Raw genomic sequence first — 24,590 nt, 5'->3', positions numbered from 1 at the left:
GCCGGCCCGGCTGGCCGCGCGGCGCGCCTCAGGCGGCGTCCTCGGCCAGGAACAGCGCCGGGTCCACCATCGCCCGGTTCAGCATCACCGACCAGTGCAGGTGCGGCCCGGTCACGCGGCCGGTGGCGCCGACCCGGCAGAAGGCCTGGCCGGTGCGCACCGTGTCGCCCACCTGCACGTCCATCGCGCTCAGGTGGCAGTACATGCTGAGCAGGCCGGCGCCGTGGTCCAGCCAGACCGTGCCGCCGTTGAAGAAATAGTCGCCCACGTCGATCACGCGGCCCGGCAGCGGCGCGCGCACCGGCGTGCCGGTGGGGGCGGCGATGTCCATGCCGCTGTGCGGGTTGCGCGCCTGGCCGTTGAACACCCGGCGCAGGCCGAACGAGCTGGAGCGCCGGCCCGGCACCGGCGCCTGCATGCGCAGCTGCTGCGGCACCGGTTCGCTGAAGGTGGCCATGACGCCCGCCAGGTGGCTGCGCTCGAGCTCGTAGCGCGCCTGGTCCTCGGGCGAGAGGTCGACGGTGCGCGGCGACACCGTCAGCCGCTGCTCCTGGTACTTCTTGGGCGCGACGCGGTAGGGCAGCCGGCGCGTGCCGCCGCCGGGCTGCTGCACGGTGATCGCGGCCTCGCCCGGCGCGGCCGACAGCGCGATGCCGACGATGGCCGTCCATTCGATCGGATCGCCGACGACCAGCACCGGCGCGTCGCCGGCGCGCGCCTGCGGGCGCGTGGGCGCCGGTCCCAGCGACAGGCGGGCCACGCCGCCGGGCACCTGCGAAGCGCGCGGCCAGACCGGGGGCGCGGCGGGCGCCGCAGGCTTGGCCGGCGGTTTGGCGTGGCCGGGCAGGGCCAGCAGGCCGGCCGCCGCCAGCAGCACGCTGCGGCGCGGGGGATGGGAGGGGAACGGGGAAATGCACATGCGCCGGATTGTCCCGCCTGGCCGGCGCGGCCCGCGGCCGTTCAGCCGGCGGCCTCCATGCCGGCCAGGTGCCGCGCGTAGACGGCCAGCACCGTGCGCTCGGAGTGCGCCAGGTAGTCCTGCAGCATGGCCGCCGCCTGCGCGAACGCGCCGGCCTCCGCCAGTTCGGTGATCTGCAGGTTCATGTCCACGTAGGGCGCGTGCAGGAACTCTGGGTCGCGCAGCAGCCCGAAGGCCAGCCGCAGCTCGGCCAGCAGCTGCGCGAACATGGCATTCAGCCGCTCGCTGTCGGCCAGTTCCACGACGGTTTTGTGGAACTCCATGTTGGCCGTGCCCACGCCGCGCCAGTCCTGCGCATCGCGCAGCCGCTGCGCGGCCTCCACCGCCTGGCGCAGCCGCCTGCGCGCCGGGTGCTGCGGGTAGGCCTGGGCCAGCGCCTGGCATTCCACCAGCCGGCGCACGCGGTAGATGTCGATGATGGCCGCGATGCTGGGCACCACCACCGCCACGCCGCGGTTGGGCGCGTGCACCAGCAGGCCCTCGTGCACCAGCATCCGGAAGGCCTCGCGCAGCGTGTTGCGCGAGACCTGCAGGCTGTCGGCCAGCGCCGCCTCCGACAGCCGCTGGCCGGGCACCAGCTCGCCATCGACCAGGCGGCTGCGCAGTTGCTCGGCGACGCGGTCGGACAGGTTCTGGGCGGGGGCGGCTGCAGGCATGGGCGGCGGTTCGTGGCGGGCGGGACGGGCGGCCGAGTGTAGGCCGCCGACCGCGCCGCCCGGTGCACCAGCCCGGGCTGCGCACGCCCCGTCCTAGGGCAAGCACCTAGCCGGCATGTGCCAATATTGTTCAACAATCCAATAAATCAAGTGGAACAAAAATTGTTTCCAGGAAATACGTTGGCACGTCGATTGCTCAACGCATCCTGCTAGCAAGCCCCTTCAACCCCTTCAGAAACGGAACCCGCCATGTGGCTTCGTGAAACCAGCCCGTCCGAGCGCAAGACGCTCGTCGCCGCCTTCGTCGGCTACGGCGTCGATGCCTTCGACTACATGATCTACACCTTCATGATCCCCACCTTCATCGTGGTGTGGGGCATGACCAAGACCGAGGCCGGCGCCATCGCCACCGGCGCGCTGATCAGCTCGGCCATCGGCGGCTGGCTGGCCGGCATCCTGGCCGACAAGTACGGCCGCGTGCGCGTGCTGCAGCTGACGGTGCTGTGGTTCAGCTTCTTCACGGTGCTGAGCGGCTTCACCACCTCGCCCACGCAGCTGCTGGTCACGCGCGCGCTGCAGGGCCTGGGCTTCGGCGGCGAATGGTCGGTCGGCTCGCTGCTGATCGCCGAGATGATCCGCGCCAAGCACCGCGGCAAGGCCGTCGGCCTGGTGCAGAGCAGCTGGGCCGTGGGCTGGGGCGTGTCGGCGCTGGCGTTCTGGGCGGTCTACGCGCTGTTCGAGCAGGAGCTGGCCTGGCGCGTGCTGTTCTGGCTGGGCGCGCTGCCGGCGCTGGTGATCCTGTGGATCCGCCGCAACATCAGCGATCCGCCGGTCTACCAGGAAACCCGCGCCCGGCTGGCGCAGACCGGCGAGAGCAGCAGCTTCCTGCTGATCTTCAAGCCCGGCGTGCTGCGCACCACGGTGCTGGCGAGCCTGCTGGCCACCGGCATGCAGGGCGGCTACTACGCCGTCACCACCTGGCTGCCCACCTACCTGAAGACCGAGCGCAACCTGTCGGTGCTGGGCACCAGCGGCTACCTGATGGTGCTGATCGTGGGCTCCTTCGCCGGCTACCTGACCAGCGCCTGGCTGTCCGACCGGCTCGGCCGGCGCCGCTGCTTCATGCTGTTCGCGGTCTGCGCCGGCGTGCTGGTGACCTGCTACACGCAGATCCCGGTGACCGACGCGATGATGCTGGTGCTGGGCTTTCCGCTGGGCTTCTTCCTGTCGGGCATCTTCTCGGGCATGGGTGCCTACCTGACCGAGCTGTACCCCAGCCACATCCGCGGCTCGGGCCAGGGCTTTTGCTACAACTTCGGCCGTGCCGTGGGCTCGGTGTTCCCGGCCGTGATCGGCTCCATGAGCAACAGCATGCCGCTGGGCGTGGCCATCGGCTACCTGGCGGCGGGCGCCTACCTGCTGGTGGTGGTGGCCGCGCTGCTGTTGCCCGAGACGCAGGGCCGCGAGCTGTCCGGCAACCTCGACACCGCCTGAACATTTCCGCAGCAAGGAGACTCCTCATGCAGATGGACATCAACAGCGACCTCGGCGAGAGCCTGGGCGCCTGGACCATGGGCGACGACGCCGCGATGCTGGACATCGTCACCAGCGCCAACGTCGCCTGCGGCTTCCACGCCGGCGACCCGGCCGGCATCCTGGCGACGCTGCGCGCGGCCGGCGCGCGCGGCGTGGCGGTGGGCGCGCACGTGGCGTACCCCGACCTCGTCGGCTTCGGCCGCCGCAACATGGACATCGCCAGCGGCGACCTGCAGGCCGCCGTCATCTACCAGATCGGCGCGCTGCAGGGCCTGGCCCGCGCGGCCGGCGTGCGCGTGGCCTACGTCAAGCCGCACGGCGCGCTCTACAACACCATCGCCCACGACGAGCGCCAGGCGCGCGACGTGATCGCCGCCGTGCGCGCCGTCGACCCCGGCCTGGCGCTGGTGGTGCTGGCCGGCTCGCCGCTGGCGGGCTGGGCCGCCGGCGCCGGCCTGCGCGTGGTGGCCGAGGCCTTCGCCGACCGCGGCTACACGCCGCAGGGCACGCTGGTCTCGCGCCGCGAGCCGGGCGCCGTGCTGCACGACGCCGACCTGGTCGCCCGCCGCATGCTGCGGCTGGCGCGCGAAGGCGTGGTCGAGGCCGTGGACGGCAGCCTGGCGCGCGTGCAGGCCGACTCGATCTGCGTGCACGGCGACAGCCCCGGCGCCGTGGCCATGGCCGCCGCGGTGCGCCGCGCGCTGGAGCAGGCCGGCGTGGCGCTGCGCCCCTTCACCGAACGGAGCCCCGCATGAGCACGTCTTCCCTGCAAGAGACCCCAGCCCAGGCCGCCCGCGCCCGCGCCCGCTACCGCGCCGGCGCCGTCGAGCCCACCGCCGGCGTGGCCCCCGGCATGACGCAGGCCAACATGATCGCGCTGCCGCGCGACTGGGCCTGGGATTTCCTGCTGTACGCGCAGCGCAATCCCAAGCCCTGTCCGGTGCTCGACGTGGTCGAGGCCGGCGGCCACCGCACCGCGCTGGCCGAGGGCGCCGATCTGCGCAGCGACATCCCGCGCTACCGCGTCTGGCGCGACGGCCGGCTGGCCGAGGAAGTGGCCGACGCCACGGCGCTGTGGCGCGAGCACCCGGACCTGGTGACCTTCCTGATCGGCTGCAGCTTCACCTTCGAGACGCCGCTGCGCGAGGCCGGCATCGAGGTGCGCCACATCGCCCAGGGCTGCAACGTGCCCATGTACCGCACCAGCCGCGCCTGCCGCCCGGCCGGCCGGCTGCACGGCGAGCTGGTGGTGTCGATGCGGCCGATCCCGGCCCACCGCGTGGCCGACGCCGTGGCGATCTCGGCGCGCTTCCCCTCGGTGCACGGCGCGCCAGTGCACGTGGGCGATCCCGCCGCGCTGGGCATCGCCGACCTGGGCCGGCCCGACTTCGGCGACCCGGTGCGCATCGAGCCCGGCGAGCTGCCGGTGTTCTGGGCCTGCGGCGTCACGCCGCAGGCGGCCGTCATGGCCTCGGGCGTGCCGTTCGCCATCACGCACGCGCCCGGCTACATGTTCATCACCGACGTGCCCGACAGCACGTACCACGTCTGACCCCGGCCATGCGCTTCCTTCCCGTGAACCTGGACGCGCTGCTGGTCGAGCTGGACGACCTGCCGCAGACGCTGGCGCTGCTGGCCTCGCTGCAGGCGCAGCCCCTCGCCGGCGTGGACGAGATCGTGCCGGCCGCGCGCACGCTGCTGCTGCAGTTCCGCCCGGCCGCGGTCACGCCGGCGCAGCTGGCCGCCGCCATCGCCGCGCGCCCGCTGGACCGCGCGGCCGCGCGCGCCGGCCGCTGCGTGGAGATCGAGGTCGACTACAGCGGCGAGGACCTGGACGAGGTCGCCGGCCTGCTCGGCATGACGCGCGCCGAAGTCATCGCCGCCCACACCGGCAGCGACTACGCCGTGGCCTTCGTCGGCTTCGCGCCCGGCTTCGCCTACCTGAGCGGCGGCGACCCGCGGCTGGACGTGCCGCGCCGCAGCACGCCGCGCACCCGCGTGCCGGCCGGTGCCGTGGCGCTGGCCGGCACCTTCAGCGCGGTCTACCCGCAGGCCAGCCCGGGCGGCTGGCAGCTGATCGGCGTGACGCGCGCGCCGATGTGGGACCTCTCGCGGCCCGTGCCGGCGTTGTTGCAGCCGGGCCTGCGCGTGCGCTTCGTCGATGCCGCCCGGCGCGCGGCGCGGCCAGCGCCGGCCGCTGTCCCGTCGCCGTCGCCCGCGTCCGCGCCAGCACCAGCGCCGCCCGCCGCCGCGCCGGCCCCCGCGGGCGCGGCGCTGCAGGTCCTGCGGCCCGGCCTGCAGGCGCTGTTCCAGGACCTGGGCCGGCCCGGCCAGGCCGGGCAGGGCGTCTCGGCCTCCGGCGCGCTGGACCGCGCCGCGCTGCGCGCCGCCAACCGGCTGGTCGGCAACCCGCCGGATGCGGCGGCGCTGGAGACCGTCGACGGCGGCTTCGAGCTGCTCAGCCAGGGCGACACCGTCGTCGCCGTCACCGGTGCCGACGGCCCGCTGGCGCTGGCCCCGGCCGCCGGCGGCGCGCCGCTGCCGCAGCCGCGCTGGCAGCCGCTGGCGCTGGCCGACGGCGACCGGCTGGCGCTGGGCGCGCCGGTGGCCGGCCTGCGCTCCTACCTGGCCGTGCGCGGCGGATTCGCCGTCGCGCCGGTGCTGGGCAGCTGCGCCACCGACACGCTGGCCCGGCTCGGCCCTGCGCCGATCGCGGCCGGCGACCGGTTGCCGGTGCACGCCACCGCCCACGGCGTGGTCGGCGCGCCGGAGCTGCCGCCCGCGCTGCCGTCGCCGGCCCGGCCCGTGGTGCTCGACGTCGTCCTGGGCCCGCGCACCGACTGGTTCACCGACGAAGCCGTGGCCCTGTTCGCCGCGCAGGAATGGACCGTCACGCCCCAGTCCAACCGCGTCGGCCTGCGCCTGGCCGGCGCGACGCCGCTGGCGCGCCGCCGCCACGACGAGCTGCCGAGCGAGGGCACCGTCGCCGGCGCCATCCAGGTGCCGGCCAGCGGCCAGCCCGTGCTGTTCCTGGCCGACCACCCGCTGACCGGCGGCTACCCGGTGATCGGCGCCGTCGCGCCGCACCACCTCGACCTCGCCGGCCAGATCCCGGTCGGCGCGCGCATCCGCTTCAACCCCCTCCGGCCGTTCGCGCCCATCACGCAATGAAACACCCCCAGTCTGCGCGCTGCGCGCTCCGCCAACCCCCTCGAGGGGGCGACGCCCGCGGTCCGGCCAAGCCGGTCCCGCGGCGTCCGCTGGCATGGCCTGCTCCGCGGCCTTTCGAACCGCTGCCTGCGATGCGGTTTCATACCCTGTGTGCGGCGCACCAGCGCAATGGATAACTGACATGAAGAAAGTCCTGATCGCCAACCGCGGCGAGATCGCCGTGCGCATCGCGCGCGCCTGCGCCGACTACGGCGTGCGCTCCGTCGCCGTCTACGCCGACCCCGACCTGGACGCGCTGCACACTCGCGTGGCCGACGAGGCCTGGGGCCTGGCCGGCAGCCGGCCGGCCGACACCTACCTGGCCATCGACAAGCTGCTGGACGTGGCGCGGAAAAGCGGTGCCGACGCCGTGCACCCCGGCTACGGCTTCCTGTCCGAGAACGCCGGCTTCGCCCAGGCCGTGCTCGACGCCGGCCTGACCTGGATCGGCCCGCCGCCGGCCGCCATCGCCGCGCTCGGCGACAAGGTGCAGGCGCGCCGGCTCGCGCTGGAGGCCGGCGCCCCGCTGGTCGCCGGCACGCCCGGCCCGGTGCGGGACGCGGACGAGGTGCTGGCCTTCGCCGAGCAGCACGGCCTGCCGATCGCGATCAAGGCCGCCTACGGCGGCGGCGGCCGCGGCATCAAGGTCGCGCGCCGCATGGACGAGGTGGCTGACCTGTACGCCTCGGCCGTGCGCGAGGCGGTGGCCGCGTTCGGCCGCGGCGAGTGCTTCGTCGAGCAGTTCCTGGACCGGCCGCGCCACGTCGAGGCCCAGGTCATCGCCGACACGCACGGCCACGTCGTCGTGCTCGGCACGCGCGACTGCTCGCTGCAGCGGCGCAACCAGAAGCTGGTGGAAGAGGCGCCCGCGCCGTTCCTCACCGACGCGCAGCGCGCGCGCATCCACCAGGCCGCGCGCGACGTCTGCGCCCGCGCCGGCTACGTGGGCGCGGGCACGGTGGAATTCCTGCTCAGCGCCGCCGGCGCCATCTCGTTCCTGGAGGTCAACACGCGGCTGCAGGTCGAGCACCCGGTGACCGAGGAGACCGCCGGCATCGACCTGGTGGTCGAGCAGCTGCGCGTGGCCGACGGCCTGCCGCTGTCCGTCACCGAGACGCCGGCGCCCCGAGGCCACGCCTTCGAGTTCCGCATCAACGCCGAGGACGTGGGCCGCGGCTTCCTGCCCGCGCCGGGCCCGGTGCGCGTGTTCGACCTGCCCGGCGGCCCCGGCGTGCGTGTGGACGCGGGCGTCACCGCCGGCGCCCACGTGCCGGGCAGCTTCGACTCGCTGATGGCCAAGCTGGTCGTGACCGGCGCCACGCGCGGCGAGGCCATCGCCCGCGCGCGGCGGGCGCTGAAGGAATTCCGCATCGAGGGCCTGGCCACCGTGCTGCCGTTCCACCGCGCGGTGATGGCGCATGCGGACTTCACGGCCGACGGCCCGTTCAAGGTCCACACCCGCTGGATCGAGACCGACTTCGCCAACGACCTGGCCGCCGCCGCGCGCGCCGCGCCGCCGGCGGACGGCGCGCTGCTGCGCACCGCGGTCGAGATCGACGGCCGGCGCGTCACGCTGGGACTGCCGGCGGCGCTGCTGGGCGGCCTGCAGGCCGCGGCGCCTGCCGCCGGCGCCGCCGAGGCGGCCGCGCCGCAGGCCGACCCGGCCGAGGTCGCCGCCCCGGTGGCCGGCACCGTCTCCGCCTGGAAGGCCGAGGACGGCGCCGAGGTCGCCGAAGGCGAACTCATCGCCGTGATGGAGGCGATGAAGATGGAAACCCAGGTGCTGGCGCACCGCGCGGGGCGGCTGAAGCGCCTGGCCGAGGCGGGGGTGTACCTGGCGGCGGGGGCGCCGGTGGGGCGGGTGGAGGGGTAGGCTGGCCGGGTTTGTCCGGCACGTGCTGCCGCTTGGCCATCTCCGCACGGATAGCGGCCAGCTCCGCGGCCGGCACGACGGCTTCGCCGGTGGGTATCGCCGTCAGTGCGCCTGGTGCCCGGGCCTGCGCCACCGGAACAGCGGGCTGGCCGATGCACCTTCCTGACGCGCCACCAGCGACAGGCTCATACTGGGTCGAAGAAGAGCCGGCAACTTGGCGTCGGGGCCGTACCAACCCTTGGAAGTCCTCCGGCTCAGTGACAGCTAAGAGCAGCGAACAAAACGGTGCGAGATGGCGAACGCAGATGATGCAGCAAGCCAGAGAAAGCAGCGCGACATGAATGTCGATGCGGCGCTCAAAGCGAGTACGCAGCTTGCCGAAGGCAGCCAACCAGGCGTGTGTGCGCTCGACCACCCAGCGATGGCGTCCGAGTCGGTCATTGCGTTCGATGCCGCGCCGGACAATACGCGCCGTGGTGCCCAGCTTGCGCAGATGCGCGCGGCAACGAGCAAAGTCATAGCCCTTGTCGGCATGCAGCTTGTGCGGCCAGCGCTTGGGCCGACCGCGACAGCCGCGCACTGTCGGCAAGGCATCGACCAGTTGCTCGAACATCACCGAATCATGCCGGTTGGCGCCGGTGACACAGAAAATCAGCGGGATGCCTTGTCGGTCCGTGATGATGTGGCGCTTGCTGCCGAGCTTTCCCCTGTCCGTCGGGTTGGGGCCTGTGTATTGGCCCCCGGGGGGCTGACCACGCTGGCCGCATCCAGGCTGGCACGACTGAAGTCCAGCTTGCCGTCGCCGCGCAACTCATCGAGCAACAGCAGATGCAGGCGATGCCACGCGCTCGCGGCTTGCCAGTCACGCAGACGCCGCCAGCAGGTCATGCCGCTACCGAAGCCCAGTTCCTGGGGCAATTCCTCCCATGGGATGCCGATGCGTAGCACGAACAGGATGCCGTTGAGACCATCTCGTCGCTCACTCGCGGGCGACCGCCCTTGGCCGAGGCGACGACTACCGGCAACAGCGGCGCGATCTTCTTGAACAGCGCGGCGCTGATCTCTTTGTTCTTGTTTCGACCCATGCAGCGTCAAACGCCGATCAGGTGTTCGACGCCAACATCGTTTTGTTAACCGCTCTAAACTCAACGCGCTGGCGCGAGGGCCCGACACCACGTGCGAACACCAGGCCGGCATCTTCGATTCCTGGGTGCCACAGGATGCTCCAGAAGCACGCTCGGCACCGTGCTCCTCTCCTTCCTTTCGCAAACAAACAATATGTGCAATCGCGTCCTTCAGGTCGCTGCGACAGCAGTGGCCGTCCTTTCTTCAGCGCCTTTCGCGACCGCGCATGAGCTGTGCACGCTGATCGCCGATGCCGATTCCGGCAAGGTGCTTCTGCAGCGCGGCTCCGCATGCTCCGGGCGCGTGACGCCTGCCTCGACTTTCAAGCTCGCCATCAGCCTCATGGGCTACGACGCAGGCGTGCTGAAGGATGCTGCACAGCCTGCCTTGTCGTATCAAACGGGATATCCGGATTGGGGTGGTGATGCCTGGCGGCGCGACATCACGCCGACCACATGGATCAGGGACTCCGTCTTCTGGTACTCGCAGCAGGTCGTGAAACGCGTGGGGCAGGAGCGCTTCGCGCAGTATGTGAAGGCCTTTCAATACGGCAATGCCGATGTCTCTGCCGTGCCGGTCGATGATCCTGGACAGAACGGCGTCTGGGTGATGAGTTCACTGCGCATCTCCCCCGAGGAACAGCTTGCGTTCATGCGCAAGATCGTGCGCCGCCAGTTGCCGGTGAGTGCGCCTGCCTTCGACATGACCGCCCTCATCGCGAACTACGGTGCACCGGTCGACGGCTGGGCCGTGCATGGCAAGACGGGCACCGGCTCGCCGGGCCGCGACAACCGCTATGACGCAAGCCGCGCTTATGGCTGGTACGTGGGCTGGGCAACCAAGGGGGCGCGAAGGCTGGCATTTGCACGCCTGATCCAGGACGAGCAGGCCCTCAAGCCTAACGCGGGCCTGCGTGCGCGCGACGAACTGCTTCGGCTTCTGCCAGCCATCGACCATTGAGACGGGCATCGCGATGACTGCATTGCGCCGCGCGCTTGCCGCGCTTCTCATCCTTCTCGGATCGTCGTGCGTCCTGGCCCAGACCGTGGCGCTGACATTCGACGACGGGCTCGATCCTCTGAAGGAGCCCGCGGCCCCGTCGTGGAACCGGCAGATCCTGGAGGCGCTCCGCGATGCAAGCGTGACGTCCATGGTGTTTCCCACACTCGTGCGCACCGGGCGGGCGCAGGGACTCGACCTCATCTGGGACTGGGCGCACGCGGGCCATGCGGTCGGCAACCACACGTCCAGGCACCGCAGCCTGGGATCGCCTCAGGTGCCGCTCGCGGATTTCATCGGCGATGTCGAGGAGGCCGACGCCGTGCTGAGCCGGCTCCCGGGCTGGACGAAGATGCTGCGCTTTCCGTATCTCAAGGAAGGCAACACGCTCGCCAAGCGGGACGGCATGCGCCTCTGGATGCAGGCCGCAGGCTACAGGGCCGCACCGGTTTCGATCGACGCGAGCGACTGGTACTACAACCAGGTCTATGCGGCCTGGCTGGACGAAGGAAATGCCGACAAGGCCAATCGCGTAAAGGCAGCGTACATCGAGCATCTGCTGGACCGTGTCGCTTATTACGATGGTCTGGCCCGGCAGGTCCTCGGCCGCAGCCCTGCCCATGTGATGCTGCTGCACACGAGCAGGATCAACGCCGCCGCGCTTGGGGAGCTGATCGCGGCGCTCCAGGCGCGAGGGTGGACTTTCATCGCCGCCAAGGCAGCCTTCGATGATCCGATCTACACCGTGCAGATCGATACCTTGCCGGCGGGCGAGAGCGTTGTCTGGGCCAGCGCCAAGGCTGCGCAGGTTCCAAGTCTGCGCTATCCGGCCGAGGACTCGGTCTACGAGGAGCCCAAACTGCGCGCACTGGGACTGGTGCCGGCGCGCATGCTGCAGTAGTGCGTCAGCCAAGTGTTTGACGATGACATGGTTTTGTTAGCCGCTCTAAGTCTGTCTCCGTAGTCTTGCCGACGCGCAAATGTCTGCGCTCCTTCGGAGAGACTCGATGTATCGCTTCAACAAGAAGACCCTGATCGCCGCCGCCGCGGTTGCGATGGCCGGCGCCGGCACCATGGCTTATGCCGACAGACACCTGGAGAACGATGCCCTGGCGATCACCAACGCCAAGACCTCGCTCGTTCAGGCCGTCGCAACGGCAGAGCAGCACGTCAACGGGAAGGCGACCCGCGCGGAGTTCGAGCACACGCTGCAAGGCGGGCTCTATGACGTGGAGGTGGTGAGCGGCGGCAAAGTGTTCGACGTCACCGTCGATGCCGACAAGGGCACGGTGCTGTCTGCCGTCGAAGACAAGGGGGACCGCGACGGGGACGAGCACGATGACGACGATCGTAGCCGCCGCCACGCCGGCTGAGACAGACCACCTGCGGGCCCCCGGCCGGCGTGCCCTCCCGGCGGCGCGCCGATCTCCAATCCCTTGGGTCACCTGGACCGAGCCCTCTTCCTGCTTCTCAATGCGCTGGCTGAACTGCGTGTGCCGCGACGCAGGTCCTTGCGATTTCTTCCTGGCGAGTGCGCCATCTGGGCGATCCCTGCCACCGTGGGGATTGGATGGCTCCGAGGCCGTGCACATGCCCGCAGGCGGCTACTCGAAGCGACGCCTTCCGCCGGGGCTGGACTGTGCATCCGCCAGATCATTGGAATGGCCTGGCCACATCCACGACCGTCCGTGACCGGCTTGGAGAGCGGCGTTCTCGCGCACGCCCCGGACGCGTCTTTCCCCAGGGAGCACCCCTCTTTGCCGTGGGCCATGGCGTTCAGCACGCCGGCTCGGTGGCGCACTCGCCCTATGGAGCTGGTTCTGACCGTGCCGGGAAGACCCGTTGCCCGGGCCTACGTCGGCGAGCACTTCCCTCTGAACGTCGCCAGCGCCGCTTTCGTCGCTGCAACGGGTGCCTGGCTGGCGCGGTACAGCGCGGGGCGGTACATGGCGCCGGCACGCGCCGCAGGCCACCACATCCATCTGTACCTGGCCGCTCTTCCGGTCCGACGCGGCTCGGTTCGCCGGTAGCTCCTATGTCTGGCCTAAGTCTGGCCGGCCAGACTCCCTCGAAATCTCTGCAGTCATCGCTTTGGAGCCCGCCATGAATTTGCCTTCCGGCAAGGATGCCACCAGTCTGCTCAACAAGGTTCCCGAGGTCACCCTGGGGTTCTGGATCATCAAGGTCATGTCAACCACGGTCGGCGAGACGGTCGCCGACTACCTGGCCGTCGATGCCGGGTTCGGACAGGGCATGACGACCGCTGTGATGGGGGCGTTACTGGCCGTCGCACTGCTCACGCAGTTGCGGTCCCGACGCTATGTGCCCTGGATGTACTGGCTGACCGTCGTGCTGGTCAGCGTGGTGGGCACCCAGATCACCGACACACTGACCGACCGCATGGGCGTGAGTCTGTATGCCAGCACGGCCGCGTTTGCCGCTGCGCTGGTCGCGATCTTCGCGATCTGGTTCATGAACGAGCGGACGCTTTCGATCAAGTCCATCGACACCCGCACCCGGGAACTCTTCTACTGGAGCGCCATCCTGTGCACCTTTGCGCTCGGGACCGCTGCCGGCGACCTGGCGACCGAAGCCCTGGGCCTGGGATTCCAATGGGGCGTCGTCGTCTTCGGCGCCCTGATCGCGCTCACCGCGTTGGCGTTCTACACGGGCGCGAACATGGTGCTGACCTTCTGGATCGCCTACATCCTGACGCGCCCGCTCGGTGCGGCGCTGGGCGACCTGTTGTCGCAGTCCCCGACTTATGGCGGCCTCGGCCTCGGCGCGAAGATGACCAGTGTCCTCTTTCTCGTGGTCATCGTCGGGTTGGTCGCTTTCGCGCAACGCGATGCCAACCGGGCTCCGTCAAGCGCCTCGGCGCATTGAACCGCTCAACATTTTCCCTTTCAACCTCTCTCTCAATCTCTTTCAACCTCTCATCTCTTCTTCAAGGGGAACGCCATGAAATCACTTCGTATCGTACGTCCCGTCGCCGCCGCCATGCTGGGCCTGGCTGTGCTGGCCGCGGGTTACTTCGCATCGTCACCAACTGGCCTGATCGGTTCCGCCCAGGCGGCAGCGCCCTCGAAGCTGGGAGATCTGGGCGCTTTCCGGGCCATCGCAGTGGATGTCGCCGCTGTTGTCGACAAGGGGGATCTGCCGGGGGCGAAGGCGCGCATCAAGGATCTGGAAATGTCCTGGGACTCGGCCGAGGCAGGGCTGAAACCCCGCGCAGCCGCCGATTGGCATGTCGTCGACAAAGCCATCGACCGGGCGTTGTCGGCGCTGCGCGAGAGCAAGCCGGATGCAGCCGCCTGCAAGCAGGCACTGGCTGACCTGATCAAGATCATGGACCAGATGAACGGCAAGTGAGGAAGCGCTGGCCGGCACTGTTGCGCCACGCCTCCCCACCGGATTGAATCTTCCCTTGAGGAATTGGAATGCTCTCGACCGAGTTGCTGAGCTGGTTGCCGAACACCGAGCACATCGTTGCGCTCATGGCACAGAACTGGATGGCCGGCGTGCTGGTGGTGGCCGGCATCGTGTTCCTTGAAACCGGATTGGTCATCTGTCCGTTTCTTCCGGGGGATTCGCTCCTGTTCGCGACGGGGGCGTTTCTCGGCATCAGCGGTGTATCGCCAGCCGCCGCCATTCTGATGATCGGATTGGCGGCAGTGCTTGGTGACGGCACCAACTATCTGATCGGCCGATCCGCCCTCGGCCAGCAACTGATCCGGCGCGGCTGGATCAAACCCCACCACGTCGACAAGACACGACACTATTTCGACCGGTTCGGAGGGGCTACGATCACGATCGGAAGGTTCATTCCCATCGTTCGGACGGTAGCGCCGTTCCTGGCCGGACTGACTGGCATGTGTCCGCGCCGGTTCGCTGTCTACAACCTGGCCGGCGCGGCGGTATGGTGCGCCGGCCTGATGCTGGCGGGCTACTGGTTGGGAGGCCTGAGCTGGGTGCGTGAGCACATGAGCTGGCTGTCCATGGGGATCGTCGCCGTGTCGCTGTTGCCGGTGCTGCTGCAGTGGAGGCGCGGCACGGTCGCTGCAGGAGAATAGATGCGCGTTCTGCTGGTCGAAGATGACGCCATGATCGGCGCGGCGATCCAGGCGGCGTTGAAAGATGCCTCCTACGCGGCGGACTGGGTCCGGAACGGGGAGACCGCCCTCCATACGCTGAGATGCCACCCCTACGATCTCGTCTTGCTCGACCTTGGCCTGCCAGGCAAGGACGGAATGGAAGTGCTGGGCGCACTGCGTGCCAGGGACAACCCGATTCCCTTGCTCATCATCACGGCCCGCGACGGATTGGATGACCGCTTGCGCGGCCTGGACGGCGGTGCTGACGACTATGTGCTCAAGCCCTTCGAGATGGCGGAGCTGCTGGCGCGGATGCGCGCCGTACTGCGGCGCAAGGGGGGTGGGGCGACTCCCGTGATGGGCAACGGCCTCGTGACCCTCGACCCGGCGACGAAGATCGCGAAAGTCGTCGGGAGCGACCCGGTGCAGCTCTCCAACCGCGAGTTCGCTCTGCTCCAGGCGCTGTTGGTGCGCCCTGGGGCCATTCTCTCGCGAGGCGAGCTGGAGGACCGTATCTACGGCTGGGGCGAGGAGGTCGAAAGCAATGCCGTCGAGTTTCTCATCCATGCATTGCGCCGGAAGTTGGGGAACGCCGTCATCAAGAACGTCAGAGGTGTGGGATGGATGGTTTCAAGCAACGCCTGAGGGATTCGGTCCAACTGCGGCTGTCCCTTTGGCTGTCGCTGACCATCCTGGCGATTGCCGTGGTGGCGGGGCTCTTCTCGTTCGTGGCTGCGTTCGACGAGGCCAACGAACTGCAGGATGACGTCCTGCACCAGGTCGCGGCGGTGTTCGGCCGGTATCAGTTCCACGCGCCCGTTGCGGAGACTGGCAGCCAGTGGAGGCAAGGCGGCAACGACGAATCCGGAGTGAGGGTTCAATTCCTCGCGGGTGCTGTCGCCCCCTCGGCTGGCAAGGCGGATCTGCGAACGGTGCTGCCGCTGGATCCCTCGCTGCCCGATGGCATGCATTCGCTCCAGTTGCAGGGCGAGCCGTATCGTGTCCTGGTGAAGACCCTGGGCTCGGGTGAGCGGCTGGCCGTGATGCAGGAGACCGGCGTCCGCGACGAGATCGCCCGCTCGAGCGCTCTGCACACGGTCATGCCGTTCCTGCTCCTGGTGCCGATCTTGCTGCTGATCGTGGCGGTGCTCGTGCGCAAGATGTTCCGCCCCATCTCCTCGCTGGCGGCCGGGATTGACCGTCGCGGCGATCAGGATCTGCATCCGGTGGCGCATGATCGCCTTCCCGCGGAAGTGCAGCCCTTCGTCACGGCCATCAACCGTCTGCTCGATCGCGTCGCGCGGGCCATGGACGCGCAGCGCCGCTTCGTCGCCGATGCCGCCCACGAGCTCCGAACGCCGTTGACCGCACTGTCGCTGCAGGCGGAGCGGCTAGCGCAGGCGGACATGTCCGAGGCTGCCCGCGAGCAGCTCAAAGTCCTGCGCCAGGGGATCGAGCGGGGACGCGGCCTGCTGGAACAGTTGCTGAGTCTGGCGAGAGCCCAACTGGTGCCGGCTGCTCCGCAGTCACTGGTCTCCGTGCAGCGCATCTATCGGCGTGTCCTGGAAGACCTGATGCCGCTGGCCGAAGCCCGGCAGGTCGACGTCGGCGTGGAAGGGGACGACGATGCCGAGCTCCGTGTCCATGAAATGGACTTGCGGACGCTCGTGAAGAACCTGGTGGACAACGCCATCCGCTATACCCCCGGCGGAGGGCGGGTCGACCTGTCGGTGCACACGGCCGGTGGCCGTGCGGTTCTGCTGGTCAGGGATTCGGGGCCGAGTATTCCGCAGAGCGAGTGGCAACGCGTCTTCGACCCGTTCTACCGTGTCCTCGGCAGCGACGACATGGGGTCCGGCCTGGGCTTGTCCATCGTGAAGACGATCGCGGATCGCATGGGGGCCGACGTCCGGCTGAGCCATGCCGATGCGGCGGCGCGGACGGGGCTCGAGGTGAGGGTGAGCATTCCGACGGCTGTCGTCGGCAAGACGCCTGGACAATGAATGCTCGCGCTGCTGATCCTGTTCCTGCTGGTGTTTGCCTTGAATGTGCTGCCGGCGTTCGCACCGCCGACCTGGCTGCTGCTGTCGTTCTTCGGCCTTCGGTTTCCCGAGGCCAGCCCGTGGCTGGTGGCCTCGGCTGCCGCTTCGGGCGCGGCGGCCGGGCGCTCTGTGCTGGCGAGCCTTGCGCAGGGTATTGCCGGCAGTCGCTGGATACCGGACTCGACGCGGAGCAATCTGACGGTGGTGGCCGATGCCATCGAGCGGCGGCGCGGCACGAGCGTTCTCGCGTTCCTGTTGTTCGCGTTCAGTCCATTCCCTTCCAACACGCTCTTCCTGGCCTACGGCCTTTCGCGTGCACCGTTGCCGCTGTTGGCCCTGCCGTTCTTCGCGGGGCGCTACGTGAGCTACATCGCCGCGTACACGGGCGGTTCGGTGGTCGCCCACCGCTTCGATCTGACACTGAGCAGCCGGGCGGCCTTGTGCTACTTCGTGGCTTCGCAGCTGGCCTCGCTGGGTGTCGTGTACGTCTTCACGTGCGTCGATTGGCAACGGAGCCGGAATGAGCGGCGGCTGCGCTGGGTACGCTGACGACCATAGTCGAATTGATACCGGGTCGTGGAGCGCAGTGCTTACGTAGCAGCTGGCATGGGGATCGTTGGGGGTATTGGCCGACCAATGTCTGTGTTGACGACGGCAATGCTTCCGGCATAGGAAACCAGGCTTGGTCGGGCGCGCACGGAGCGGTACCGGGTTCGCCGATCGGCGCGGCGCCAATCGCCTGTCCCGGTGTATCACCCCCTACAGCACTCCCAGCAACGGCACCAGCTGCGGCATGCGCGCCATCTCCGCCAGCAGTGCGCGCACGCTGGTGCACTGCGTCTTGGCGCGGATCGCCGCGATCTGCGTCAGCACGGTGGCCTTGGTGACGCCGTGCGTGCGCGCGATGTCGGCGGCGGCCAGGCCCTTGCAGAGCAGGCCCAGCACCTGGGTCTCGGCGCCCGTGAGGCGGTGGTGCAGCGCGAACTGCTGCAGCTCCACGCTGCCGCAGATGTCGTCGCGGCCGAACAGCGCGAAGGCCAGCCGCGCGCCGGGCACGGCCACGGGCATCAGCGCGACCGTGATGCCGTGCCGGGGCGGCGCCAGGTCCAGTTCCAGCAGTTCGCGCCGGCCGCGGTGGCACACCTGGTCCAGGGCCGCGGTCCAGGCCGCTGCCTGCGGGCCCAGCGGTAGCGCGCCGGCGGACCAGCCGAGGCGCTGGAACGCCAGCCGCGCGGCGGCGTTGGCGAACCAGCGCCGGCCGCCGGCGTCGAGCAGCGCCACGCCCTGGGCGCAGCGGTCCAGGCCGGCCAGCAGGGCCGACCACAGGGCCCGGGTGCCGGGGTGTTCTTCCGCCGGCGCGAGCGGCGCCGGGGCCGCGTTCGTCTTTGGGTGCATGTTCCTGTCCTTCGCCGTGTGCAGGGATCTTTCTGACGCGAAAAGTCTAGGAAGTGGCCGGCGCGCCGGCCACTAAACCGTGGCCCACGCGGCCCTGCGCCGTCGGCTATGGCTTTGGTTTAGGCGTCCGCCCGTTCCCGGCCGGCCGGCCGTGGGCTAAGCTGCACCTGCCTCGCCTGCGCGCCGGCGGCGTCGCCCGGGCCGGACGGGGAGGAGGCTGGCGTGCGGGTGCTTCTGGTGGATGACCACGAACTGATCTGGAACGGCACGCGCCGCCTGCTGGAGGAGGTGCACCGCGGCATCGGCGCGCCGGACGACGCCCTGTTCTTCGCGGCCGAGCGCGACGTGGCCGCCGCCTGCGCGCGGCCGGACCGGCGCTTCGACCTGGTGCTGCTGGACTACCACCTGCCGGGCCTGGCCGGCCTGCAGGCGCTGCAGCGCATGCAGCAGGCGTTCGAGGGCGCCGCCATCTGCATGCTGTCGGCCGAGAGCGGCAGCGAGCACATCCGCGCCGTGCTGGAGGCCGGCGCCGCCGGCTTCATCCCCAAGTCCTACGGCGAGGCCGACATGGCGGCGGCGCTGCGGCTGGTGCTGCGCCGGCGGGTGTACGTGCCGGCGGAGTTCGTGCTGTCCGAGGACGTGGTGCGCCACCGCGAGGCCGACGAGGTGCGCAGCGAGGACCTGGCGGGCTTCCTGCTGGGCGAGCTGTCGGCCCGGCAGCGCGAGGTGCTGGCGCTGGCGCTGCAGGGCCTGCCGAACAAGAGCATCGGGCGCCGGCTGGACATCGCCGAGGGCACGGTCAAGGTCCACCTGTCGATGGTGTACCGGGCCCTGGGCGTGAAGAACCGCGTGGGCGCCATGTGCCGCGTGATGCAGGCGCGCGCGGCCGATGCGCTCGGCGGCTGACGGGCATGCCGCAGCAGCGCGCCGGGGAATGGTCGCCGCAGGGGCCGGCGGCGGACGACTTCGCGCGCAAGCAGGTGCGCGACCTGGCCGAGTTCAGCGCCGGGGTGCGCGTGCCGACGGTCGCCACCGGGCTGGTGATCTCCGGCCTGGCCTGGACCGGCGGCGTGCACTGGGCGATCGTGCTGGCGTGGCTGGTCGCGGTGGTGGTGGTGAAGGAGATCCAGGTCCGCGCCATGCCGCAGCTGGTGCAGGCGGACCTGCCCACCGAGGAGCGCCTGCGCCGCGCCGTGCGCAGCAAGCTGCCGGTCGGCATCGTGCACGGCGGGTCGGCGCTGTTCATGCTGGCGCTGGGCCAGGAGCGCGACGCGCTGCTGACGATGATCCTGATGTCGTGGAGCGCCGGCGCCGTGGCGACCACGTTCATGGTGCCGCGCGCCTACGCCATCTACGCGGCGTCGTATGCGCTACCGACGGCGGCGATGTGGTTCCTGTCGGGCACCTGGATCGGCTGGAGCGTCGGCACGCTGGCCCTGATGTTCTTCGGCGTCCAGCTGCGCTACGCCAGGATCAACTACCGCATGTACCTGGAGTCCTACCGCATGCGGCTGGAGAACCTGGAGTTGCTGCGCGACCTGTCGGAGCAGCGCCAGCGCCTGGCGCAGGCGCGCGACGCGGCGATGGAGGCCGACCTGGCCAAGAGCCGCTTCCTCGCCTCGGCGAGCCACGACCTGCGGCAGCCGCTGCAGAGCCTGTCGCTCAACAGCGGCGCGCTGTCGCGCCTGCCGCTGGCGGGCGAGGCGCAGGCCATCAGCGCCGACATGCGCCAGAGCATCGAGGTGCTGCGGCAGATGCTCGACGGGCTGCTGGACGTGTCCAAGCTGGACGCCGGCGAGGTCAAGCCGACGATGCGGCGCTTCGCATTGCAGCGCGTGCTGGAGGGGCTGTGCGCGCGCTTCCAGTCGGCGGCGCGCGCCAAGGGACTGCAGCTGCAGGCGCACTGCGCCGAGGATCTGCAGGTGATGAGCGACGCGGACCTGCTGGGCCGGTTGCTGTCCAACCTGATCGACAACGCGATCAAGTTCACCGCCGCCGGCGGGATCACCCTGAGCGCCGGCGTCGAGGCCGACGCCGTGCGCCTGACGGTGGCCGACACCGGGCCGGGCATCGACCCGGGCGACCGCTACCGCATCTTCGACGACCTGGTGCAGCTGGGCAATCCGCAGCGCGACCGCGTCATGGGGACCGGGCTGGGCCTGGGCATCGTGCGCCGCATCGCGACGACGCTGTCCATCCGCTACGAGGTGGAGTCCGGCGACGGGCAGGGGACGCGCTTTCACCTGTGGCTGCCGCTGGAGCACGGCGACGGCGCGGTGATCGGCGACCAGCACGCCGTGCTGCCGACCCTGGTCGCGCGGCGGGTGCTGGTGCTGGACGACGACGCCGCCGTGCGGGACGCCTACCGGCGCCTGCTGGACGGACACGGCTGCCAGTGCGCCTGCGCGGCGTCGCTGCAAGAGGCGCTCGGCCTGCTGGACGGGCTGGAGCCGGAGATCGCGCTGGTGGACTACCGGCTGCCGGGCGGGCGCGACGGCCTGCAGGCGATCGAGGGGTTGCGCGCATCCCGGCCGGGCCTGGCGGCGGTGATCGTGTCGGCGGACACCTCGGTCGCCATGCGGGAGCGGGCCGCGCAGATGGCGGTGCCGGTGCTGCGCAAGCCCGTCACCGACGTGGTGCTGGCGACCGCGGTGAACGAGGCGCTGCTGGCGTCCGACCGCCGCCTGCCGGCCGGGGCGGGCTGATGCCGCCGGGCCGGGCCGGCGATGCCTACGGCGCGCCGACCAGCACCAGCCCGGCCGGCAGCGCGTCGCCGGCCACGCGGCGCTGGTCGGCCTCGTCCAGCACCGTGACCTCGCGCACCATGGCGGCCCAGCTGGGCGCGGCGCGCGCGGCGTCCAACTCGTCGGCGAGCTGCAGCCGCAGCGCCTCGGGCAGGTCGCGCGCGCGGTCGCCGGTGGCCTGGGCGATGCGGGCGACGGCGAAGGCGGCCGGCTCGTGGCGCGCCCAGTCCGGATGCTCGCGCGCGATGCGCGCCAGCCAGGCCTGCGCGGTGGCGGGCGGCAGCACGTGGTGGGCGCTGGCGTACTGCGGCTGGCGCGCGCCCACGCGGCCCAGCGCCCACCAGGCCTGCGGGTCGGCCGGCGTGGCCTGCAGGCGCTGCAGCAGCCAGCCGCCGAACTGCGCCTTGTGCGCCACGTCGATGCGCTCGAAGGCCGCGGCTATGCGCAGCAGTTCGTCCAGCGCCAGCATCGGCGGGCCGTCGGGCCTGTCGATGTCGGTGGCGCCGCCCGGCTGCAGGTAGTACGCGACGGCCTCGTAGACCATCTGTTGCTGCTCGGCGTCGAGCCCGCCGGCGATGCGGCGCCACAGCGTCCACCACTCGGACCATTGCTGGGCGTCGTGGCTGTGCGCGATGCCGGGACCGAACAGCTCCCACATCTGCGCCATGCGCCAGCCGTCCAGCGGGTCGCCGTAGCCGGGGCGCAGCGTCCAGCCGGCCAGGTTGAACCAGGTGCGCTCGTGCTGCAGCGTGCGCCGGCGCCGCCGGGCGCCCTGCAGCAGCGCGCCGAACAGTGCGCGCAGCAGCGGCGCGTCCCAGGTGCCGCGCTCGCCGAGCAGGCGCTCCAGCGCGGCGCGCAACTGGCGGACTTCCTTGGCGTCCACGCCCTGCTTCCTGTCGCCGTAGACGCGGCCGATCGCGGCCAGCGCCTGCGGCAGGCGCGGGTGGGCGACGACGGGCGCGTCGGCCGCCTCCTGCGCCTGCGCGCTGCCGCGCAGCTGGAACTCGAGCTTCCAGCGCTGGCGCGGGTCGTCGGCGGCCACGCAGTGCATTTCCAGCGTGCCGACCTCGGTGATGCGGCTGCCGAGCAGCACCTGCACCTGGCCGGCGGCGGCGCCGGCCTTGGGGTGCAGCACGGCGGCGATCGGCGGCAGGCGTTGGAAGCCGCCGTCGTCCAGCGCGGCCAGGTCGCCGGGCCGGTGGTGCCGGTCGGCCGAGCTGGTCGCCAGGTTGAAGCGCACCGGACGGCCCAGGCGCAGGCTGAAGCGCCGGCTGTCCAGCCGCACCTCCTCGCCCTCGGGCGCGCCGTGCGGCAGCAGGCAGATGCCTTGGCTGTCTTCCAGCACCAGGTAGTAGGCGCGCGCGGCGCCGCTGCGGATGCGCGGCGCGCTGCCGGCGCGGGCCATGGCATAGGCCACGGCGCCGCGGGCGACGGCGGCGTCGAGCGCCGTGCCGTCGAGCAGGCGGATCGGCGGCGCGCCGGCGGGGCGCCAGCCGTCCAGCGTGGCGAGCAGGCGCTCGCGCAGCGCGGCCGCGTGGAACACGCCGCCGTTCAGCAGCACGGCGTCGGGCAGCGGGCCGCCCTGGCGCTGCAGGAAGGCGGCGACGTGGCGCGTGATGGCGGCGTCGGCGGCGTAGGGCAGGCCGAACTCGACCAGCGCGCCGCGCGCGCGCTGCGGCACGGCGTCGGCGGCGACCTGCGGGAAGAAGCCGTCGACCAGCAGCCGGTCCACGTCGGCGCGGGTGAGGGGGGCCGAGCGCGCGCCGCCGATCAGCCGGCTGCCGCCGCCCTGCAGCGTGACGGTGGCCTCGGCCGGGCCGCCGGGCGCCAGCAGCCGCTCCTTGGCGCCGCGGCAGCGCTGCGTCAGCTGGGCGAGCTGGATGGCGTCGAGCCGGGCGCCGGGGGCGCCGCCGGACAGCCGCGGCTCGATCCAGCGCGCCAGCGCCAGGTCCATGTTGTCGCCGCCCAGCACCAGGTGGTCGCCGACGCCGGTGCGCGCGAGCTGCGGCCGCCCCTGCGCGTCCAGCGCGACGTCGATCAGCGTCAGGTCGGTGGTGCCGCCGCCCACGTCCACGACCAGCAGCCGGCGCGTGCCGGCGAGCTGGCGGGCCAGGTCGCCGCGGCGGTGCCAGACCCAGTCGTAGAACGCCGCCTGCGGCTCCTCGATCAGGTGCACGGCGGGCAGGCCGGCGCGTTCCGCCGCCTGCAGCGTGAGCTGGCGCGCGCCCTCGTCGAACGAGGCCGGCACCGTCAGCACGACCTCCTGCCGGGCCATCGGCGCCTGCGGGTGGGCATGGTCCCAGGCCAGCCGCAGGTGGTGCAGGTAGCTGGCGCTGGCGTCCAGCGGCGAGATCTTGGGCACCTCGTCCGGCGCGCCCCAGGGCAGGATCGCGGCGGTGCGGTCCACCGTAGGGTGCGACAGCCAGCTCTTGGCGCTGGCCACCAGGCGGCCCGGCGTCTGCTGCCCCAGCTCGCGCGCGAAGGCGCCGAGCACGCCCCAGTCGTCCGATGGCCAGGGCAGCAGCAGGTCGGCGGCGGCCAGCGCTCCCTCGGCCGGATGGAAGCGCAGCGAGGGCAGCAGCGGCCGCGCCGCGACCTCGCCGGCCGCGATGCTCTGCGGGATCGGGAAGACCTGGATGTCGCCGCCCTCGACGGGCGCGAACGCGAGCACGGTGTGGGTCGTGCCCAGGTCGATGCCGATGCGGAATTCAGCGCGCACTTGGAACGGCGATGGGCATTGGGTGCGGACCGCCTCCTTTGGCGACGTGCTTCGGCGTCATGCCGACTTCTGTGGCACCAGCTTCACCTGGAGTTCGCAGCCCACTGCGGCAGCGTACTTCTTCAGCGTGGCCAACGAAGGGGCGTGCCGCCCGGCTGCCTCCAGCCGAGAGATCGCGCTCTTGGTGGTGCCCATCCGCTCGGCGACCGCGTCCTGCGTCAGCCCGGCCTTGGTGCGTGCCGCCAGCATCTGGTGGGCCAGCGTGTACTCCAGTTCCAGCGCATCGTAGGCCTCGGCGAAGCCGGGCCGTTGCCTGGCCTTGGCCAGGAATGCTGCGTGATCGTGGCGAACGGCTTGGTATTTCAGGTCAGCCATGCTGCACTTCCTTGAGGCGCTTGCGCGCCAGTTTCAATTCACTGTCGGGCGTCTGCTGCGATTTCTTGATGAACGCGTGCAGGACAACGATGCGCTTGTCGACGGCAAAGCAATAAAGCGCACGGCCGATGCCGGAACGACCGCGTGGGCGTAACTCGAACAGGCCGTCACCGAAGGCGCGGGAATGTGGCAAGCGAAGGCTGGGGCCATGCGCCGCCAGAAGCTCGACCAGTCGTGCATAGTCGGCAAGAACGTCGACCGGCCATGACTGGATCTCGGAGAGAACGCGTGCATGGAAGTAGCTGATCTCGAACGGCATGCGGGATGTTAGCAAAATTGAGAACATCGCGCGGTATGGCGGCGGCCTACCACTGCCGGGCGTGTCTCTTCAGACTCTGCCGATGCCTTGCGGCGGTGCCGGTTGAATGTGCTTATGTGCTCACGCCTTTCAAGGGCCTTGCCGAGGGGCTGGGTAGGGCCTTGTGCAGGCAGTTGATGCGCACGATGCATCTTCTGCGACCAGCAAGCCGCACGATGCCATGTTCATCGTTTGCGGGGCCATGAGTCTCGTCCTCACCACGAAGCCTGGCATGGAGTTGCCCCTCCATTCGCCGCAGCGGAAAAGCCTTGAAAGGGATGGCCTTTACGCCTGGCCTGGCAGGGGGCGGCCGAAAAGAACGCGTGATCGATCTCATAGACCACCCGTTGACGCACGCCCAAGCTTGCGAACTCAAACATCTCGACCAGCTTGTCTCCATCGACGAATTCGATAGGCGGAGCACCGTCGCGATCCGCCGTGCGGCGTGCATCTGCGGTGAAGGTGCCGGTCGTGATGATGATGCC

Annotated in this window: 23 protein-coding genes and 2 pseudogenes; 16 read left to right on the top strand and 9 right to left on the bottom strand. The window is 70.7% G+C overall.

Annotated elements, in window-relative coordinates; translation table 11 throughout:
* Nucleotides 1-28: 28 nt before the first annotated feature.
* The gene (locus QM782_RS00215) at nucleotides 29-919 is read right to left on the bottom strand and encodes a peptidoglycan DD-metalloendopeptidase family protein (RefSeq protein WP_415200929.1); all 891 of its coding nucleotides are present in this window, start codon (nucleotides 917-919) and stop codon (nucleotides 29-31) included.
* Nucleotides 920-960: 41 nt separating this feature from the next.
* Nucleotides 961-1,635 (bottom strand): GntR family transcriptional regulator, encoded by a 675-nt coding sequence (locus QM782_RS00210; RefSeq protein WP_415200928.1) that lies wholly within the window; start codon nucleotides 1,633-1,635, stop codon nucleotides 961-963.
* Between the two features lie 249 nt (nucleotides 1,636-1,884).
* Here QM782_RS00210 and QM782_RS00205 point away from each other — a divergent pair, with 249 nt between their 5' ends.
* The 5 genes from QM782_RS00205 to QM782_RS00185 all read left to right on the top strand — a co-directional run bounded on the left by QM782_RS00205 (nucleotide 1,885) and on the right by QM782_RS00185 (nucleotide 8,254).
* Nucleotides 1,885-3,129 carry an MFS transporter gene (locus QM782_RS00205; RefSeq protein WP_415200927.1) on the top strand — a complete coding sequence of 415 codons (1,245 nt, stop codon included), beginning with the start codon at nucleotides 1,885-1,887 and terminating at the stop codon, nucleotides 3,127-3,129.
* Between the two features lie 26 nt (nucleotides 3,130-3,155).
* Entirely contained in the window at nucleotides 3,156-3,926 is a 771-nt protein-coding gene (locus tag QM782_RS00200) for a LamB/YcsF family protein (RefSeq protein WP_415200926.1), read from the top strand.
* Nucleotides 3,923-4,723, top strand: a complete 801-nt coding sequence (locus QM782_RS00195; protein WP_415200925.1) for a putative hydro-lyase — start codon at nucleotides 3,923-3,925, stop codon at nucleotides 4,721-4,723. Before QM782_RS00200 ends, QM782_RS00195 begins: the two co-directional genes overlap by 4 nt.
* Nucleotides 4,724-4,731: 8 nt before the next feature.
* The gene (locus tag QM782_RS00190; protein ID WP_415200924.1) at nucleotides 4,732-6,342 is read left to right on the top strand and encodes a 5-oxoprolinase/urea amidolyase family protein; all 1,611 of its coding nucleotides are present in this window, start codon (nucleotides 4,732-4,734) and stop codon (nucleotides 6,340-6,342) included.
* Between the two features lie 181 nt (nucleotides 6,343-6,523).
* Nucleotides 6,524-8,254 carry an acetyl/propionyl/methylcrotonyl-CoA carboxylase subunit alpha gene (locus QM782_RS00185; RefSeq protein ID WP_415200923.1) on the top strand — a complete coding sequence of 577 codons (1,731 nt, stop codon included), beginning with the start codon at nucleotides 6,524-6,526 and terminating at the stop codon, nucleotides 8,252-8,254.
* A 19-nt stretch (nucleotides 8,255-8,273) separates the two neighbouring features.
* Here QM782_RS00185 and QM782_RS00180 read toward each other — a convergent pair.
* Together QM782_RS00180 and QM782_RS00175 are read right to left on the bottom strand one after the other, a co-directional pair.
* Nucleotides 8,274-8,473 (bottom strand): annotated as a pseudogene (locus QM782_RS00180) (IS3 family transposase); the annotation flags it as partial.
* A gap of 58 nt (nucleotides 8,474-8,531) precedes the next feature.
* Nucleotides 8,532-9,339, bottom strand: a pseudogene (locus QM782_RS00175) (IS5 family transposase); the annotation flags it as partial.
* 193 nt (nucleotides 9,340-9,532) lie between these two features.
* On the opposite strand from QM782_RS00175, the gene blaOXA reads away from it, so the two are divergent.
* The 9 genes from blaOXA (at nucleotide 9,533) to QM782_RS00130 (ending at nucleotide 17,063) form a co-directional block, all read left to right on the top strand.
* A complete protein-coding gene (gene blaOXA, locus QM782_RS00170) occupies nucleotides 9,533-10,339 on the top strand; it encodes a class D beta-lactamase (protein ID WP_415205554.1) in 807 nt (268 codons plus the stop codon).
* The gene (locus QM782_RS00165) at nucleotides 10,293-11,279 is read left to right on the top strand and encodes a polysaccharide deacetylase family protein (protein WP_415200922.1); all 987 of its coding nucleotides are present in this window, start codon (nucleotides 10,293-10,295) and stop codon (nucleotides 11,277-11,279) included. Before blaOXA ends, QM782_RS00165 begins: the two co-directional genes overlap by 47 nt.
* A gap of 106 nt (nucleotides 11,280-11,385) precedes the next feature.
* Nucleotides 11,386-11,751, top strand: a complete 366-nt coding sequence (locus QM782_RS00160; protein WP_415200921.1) for a PepSY domain-containing protein — start codon at nucleotides 11,386-11,388, stop codon at nucleotides 11,749-11,751.
* 730 nt (nucleotides 11,752-12,481) lie between these two features.
* A complete protein-coding gene (locus tag QM782_RS00155) occupies nucleotides 12,482-13,264 on the top strand; it encodes a hypothetical protein (protein ID WP_415200920.1) in 783 nt (260 codons plus the stop codon).
* A 75-nt stretch (nucleotides 13,265-13,339) separates the two neighbouring features.
* The gene (locus QM782_RS00150) at nucleotides 13,340-13,750 is read left to right on the top strand and encodes a hypothetical protein (RefSeq protein WP_415200919.1); all 411 of its coding nucleotides are present in this window, start codon (nucleotides 13,340-13,342) and stop codon (nucleotides 13,748-13,750) included.
* A gap of 68 nt (nucleotides 13,751-13,818) precedes the next feature.
* Entirely contained in the window at nucleotides 13,819-14,451 is a 633-nt protein-coding gene (locus QM782_RS00145) for a DedA family protein (protein ID WP_415200918.1), read from the top strand.
* Complete coding sequence (locus tag QM782_RS00140; protein ID WP_415200917.1) at nucleotides 14,452-15,117, top strand: response regulator transcription factor; 666 nt, start codon at nucleotides 14,452-14,454, stop codon at nucleotides 15,115-15,117.
* Complete coding sequence (locus QM782_RS00135) at nucleotides 15,093-16,475, top strand: sensor histidine kinase (protein WP_415200916.1); 1,383 nt, start codon at nucleotides 15,093-15,095, stop codon at nucleotides 16,473-16,475. Before QM782_RS00140 ends, QM782_RS00135 begins: the two co-directional genes overlap by 25 nt.
* On the top strand, nucleotides 16,476-17,063 hold the full coding sequence (locus tag QM782_RS00130) for a hypothetical protein (RefSeq protein WP_415200915.1): 588 nt from the start codon (nucleotides 16,476-16,478) through the stop codon (nucleotides 17,061-17,063). It begins immediately after the preceding gene.
* A gap of 210 nt (nucleotides 17,064-17,273) precedes the next feature.
* On the opposite strand, the gene QM782_RS00125 is transcribed toward QM782_RS00130, so the two are convergent.
* A complete protein-coding gene (locus QM782_RS00125) occupies nucleotides 17,274-17,909 on the bottom strand; it encodes a helix-turn-helix transcriptional regulator (RefSeq protein ID WP_415200914.1) in 636 nt (211 codons plus the stop codon).
* 222 nt (nucleotides 17,910-18,131) lie between these two features.
* On the opposite strand from QM782_RS00125, the gene QM782_RS00120 reads away from it, so the two are divergent.
* Nucleotides 18,132-18,815 (top strand): response regulator, encoded by a 684-nt coding sequence (locus QM782_RS00120; protein ID WP_415200913.1) that lies wholly within the window; start codon nucleotides 18,132-18,134, stop codon nucleotides 18,813-18,815.
* Nucleotides 18,816-18,820: 5 nt separating this feature from the next.
* Nucleotides 18,821-20,614 (top strand): ATP-binding protein, encoded by a 1,794-nt coding sequence (locus QM782_RS00115; protein WP_415200912.1) that lies wholly within the window; start codon nucleotides 18,821-18,823, stop codon nucleotides 20,612-20,614.
* A 25-nt stretch (nucleotides 20,615-20,639) separates the two neighbouring features.
* On the opposite strand, the gene QM782_RS00110 is transcribed toward QM782_RS00115, so the two are convergent.
* The 4 genes from QM782_RS00110 to QM782_RS00095 form a co-directional block, all read right to left on the bottom strand.
* On the bottom strand, nucleotides 20,640-23,372 hold the full coding sequence (locus QM782_RS00110; RefSeq protein ID WP_415200911.1) for an Hsp70 family protein: 2,733 nt from the start codon (nucleotides 23,370-23,372) through the stop codon (nucleotides 20,640-20,642).
* 57 nt (nucleotides 23,373-23,429) lie between these two features.
* Nucleotides 23,430-23,747 (bottom strand): helix-turn-helix domain-containing protein, encoded by a 318-nt coding sequence (locus QM782_RS00105; protein WP_415200910.1) that lies wholly within the window; start codon nucleotides 23,745-23,747, stop codon nucleotides 23,430-23,432.
* Nucleotides 23,740-24,066: a type II toxin-antitoxin system RelE/ParE family toxin gene (locus QM782_RS00100; protein WP_415200909.1), complete on the bottom strand. Its 327-nt coding sequence runs from the start codon at nucleotides 24,064-24,066 to the stop codon at nucleotides 23,740-23,742. The genes QM782_RS00105 and QM782_RS00100 overlap by 8 nt, the downstream gene beginning before the upstream one ends.
* A 254-nt stretch (nucleotides 24,067-24,320) precedes the next feature.
* Nucleotides 24,321-24,587: a restriction endonuclease gene (locus tag QM782_RS00095; RefSeq protein WP_415205553.1), complete on the bottom strand. Its 267-nt coding sequence runs from the start codon at nucleotides 24,585-24,587 to the stop codon at nucleotides 24,321-24,323.
* Nucleotides 24,588-24,590 lie beyond the last annotated feature (3 nt).

Origin of the sequence: Pseudorhodoferax sp. (genome assembly GCF_047601025.1) — a bacterium.
Taxonomy (GTDB): Bacteria; Pseudomonadota; Gammaproteobacteria; order Burkholderiales; family Burkholderiaceae_C; genus Pseudorhodoferax.
The sequence above is the reverse complement of the archived record's forward strand: the minus strand, read 5'-3'. Positions and strand labels throughout refer to the sequence as shown.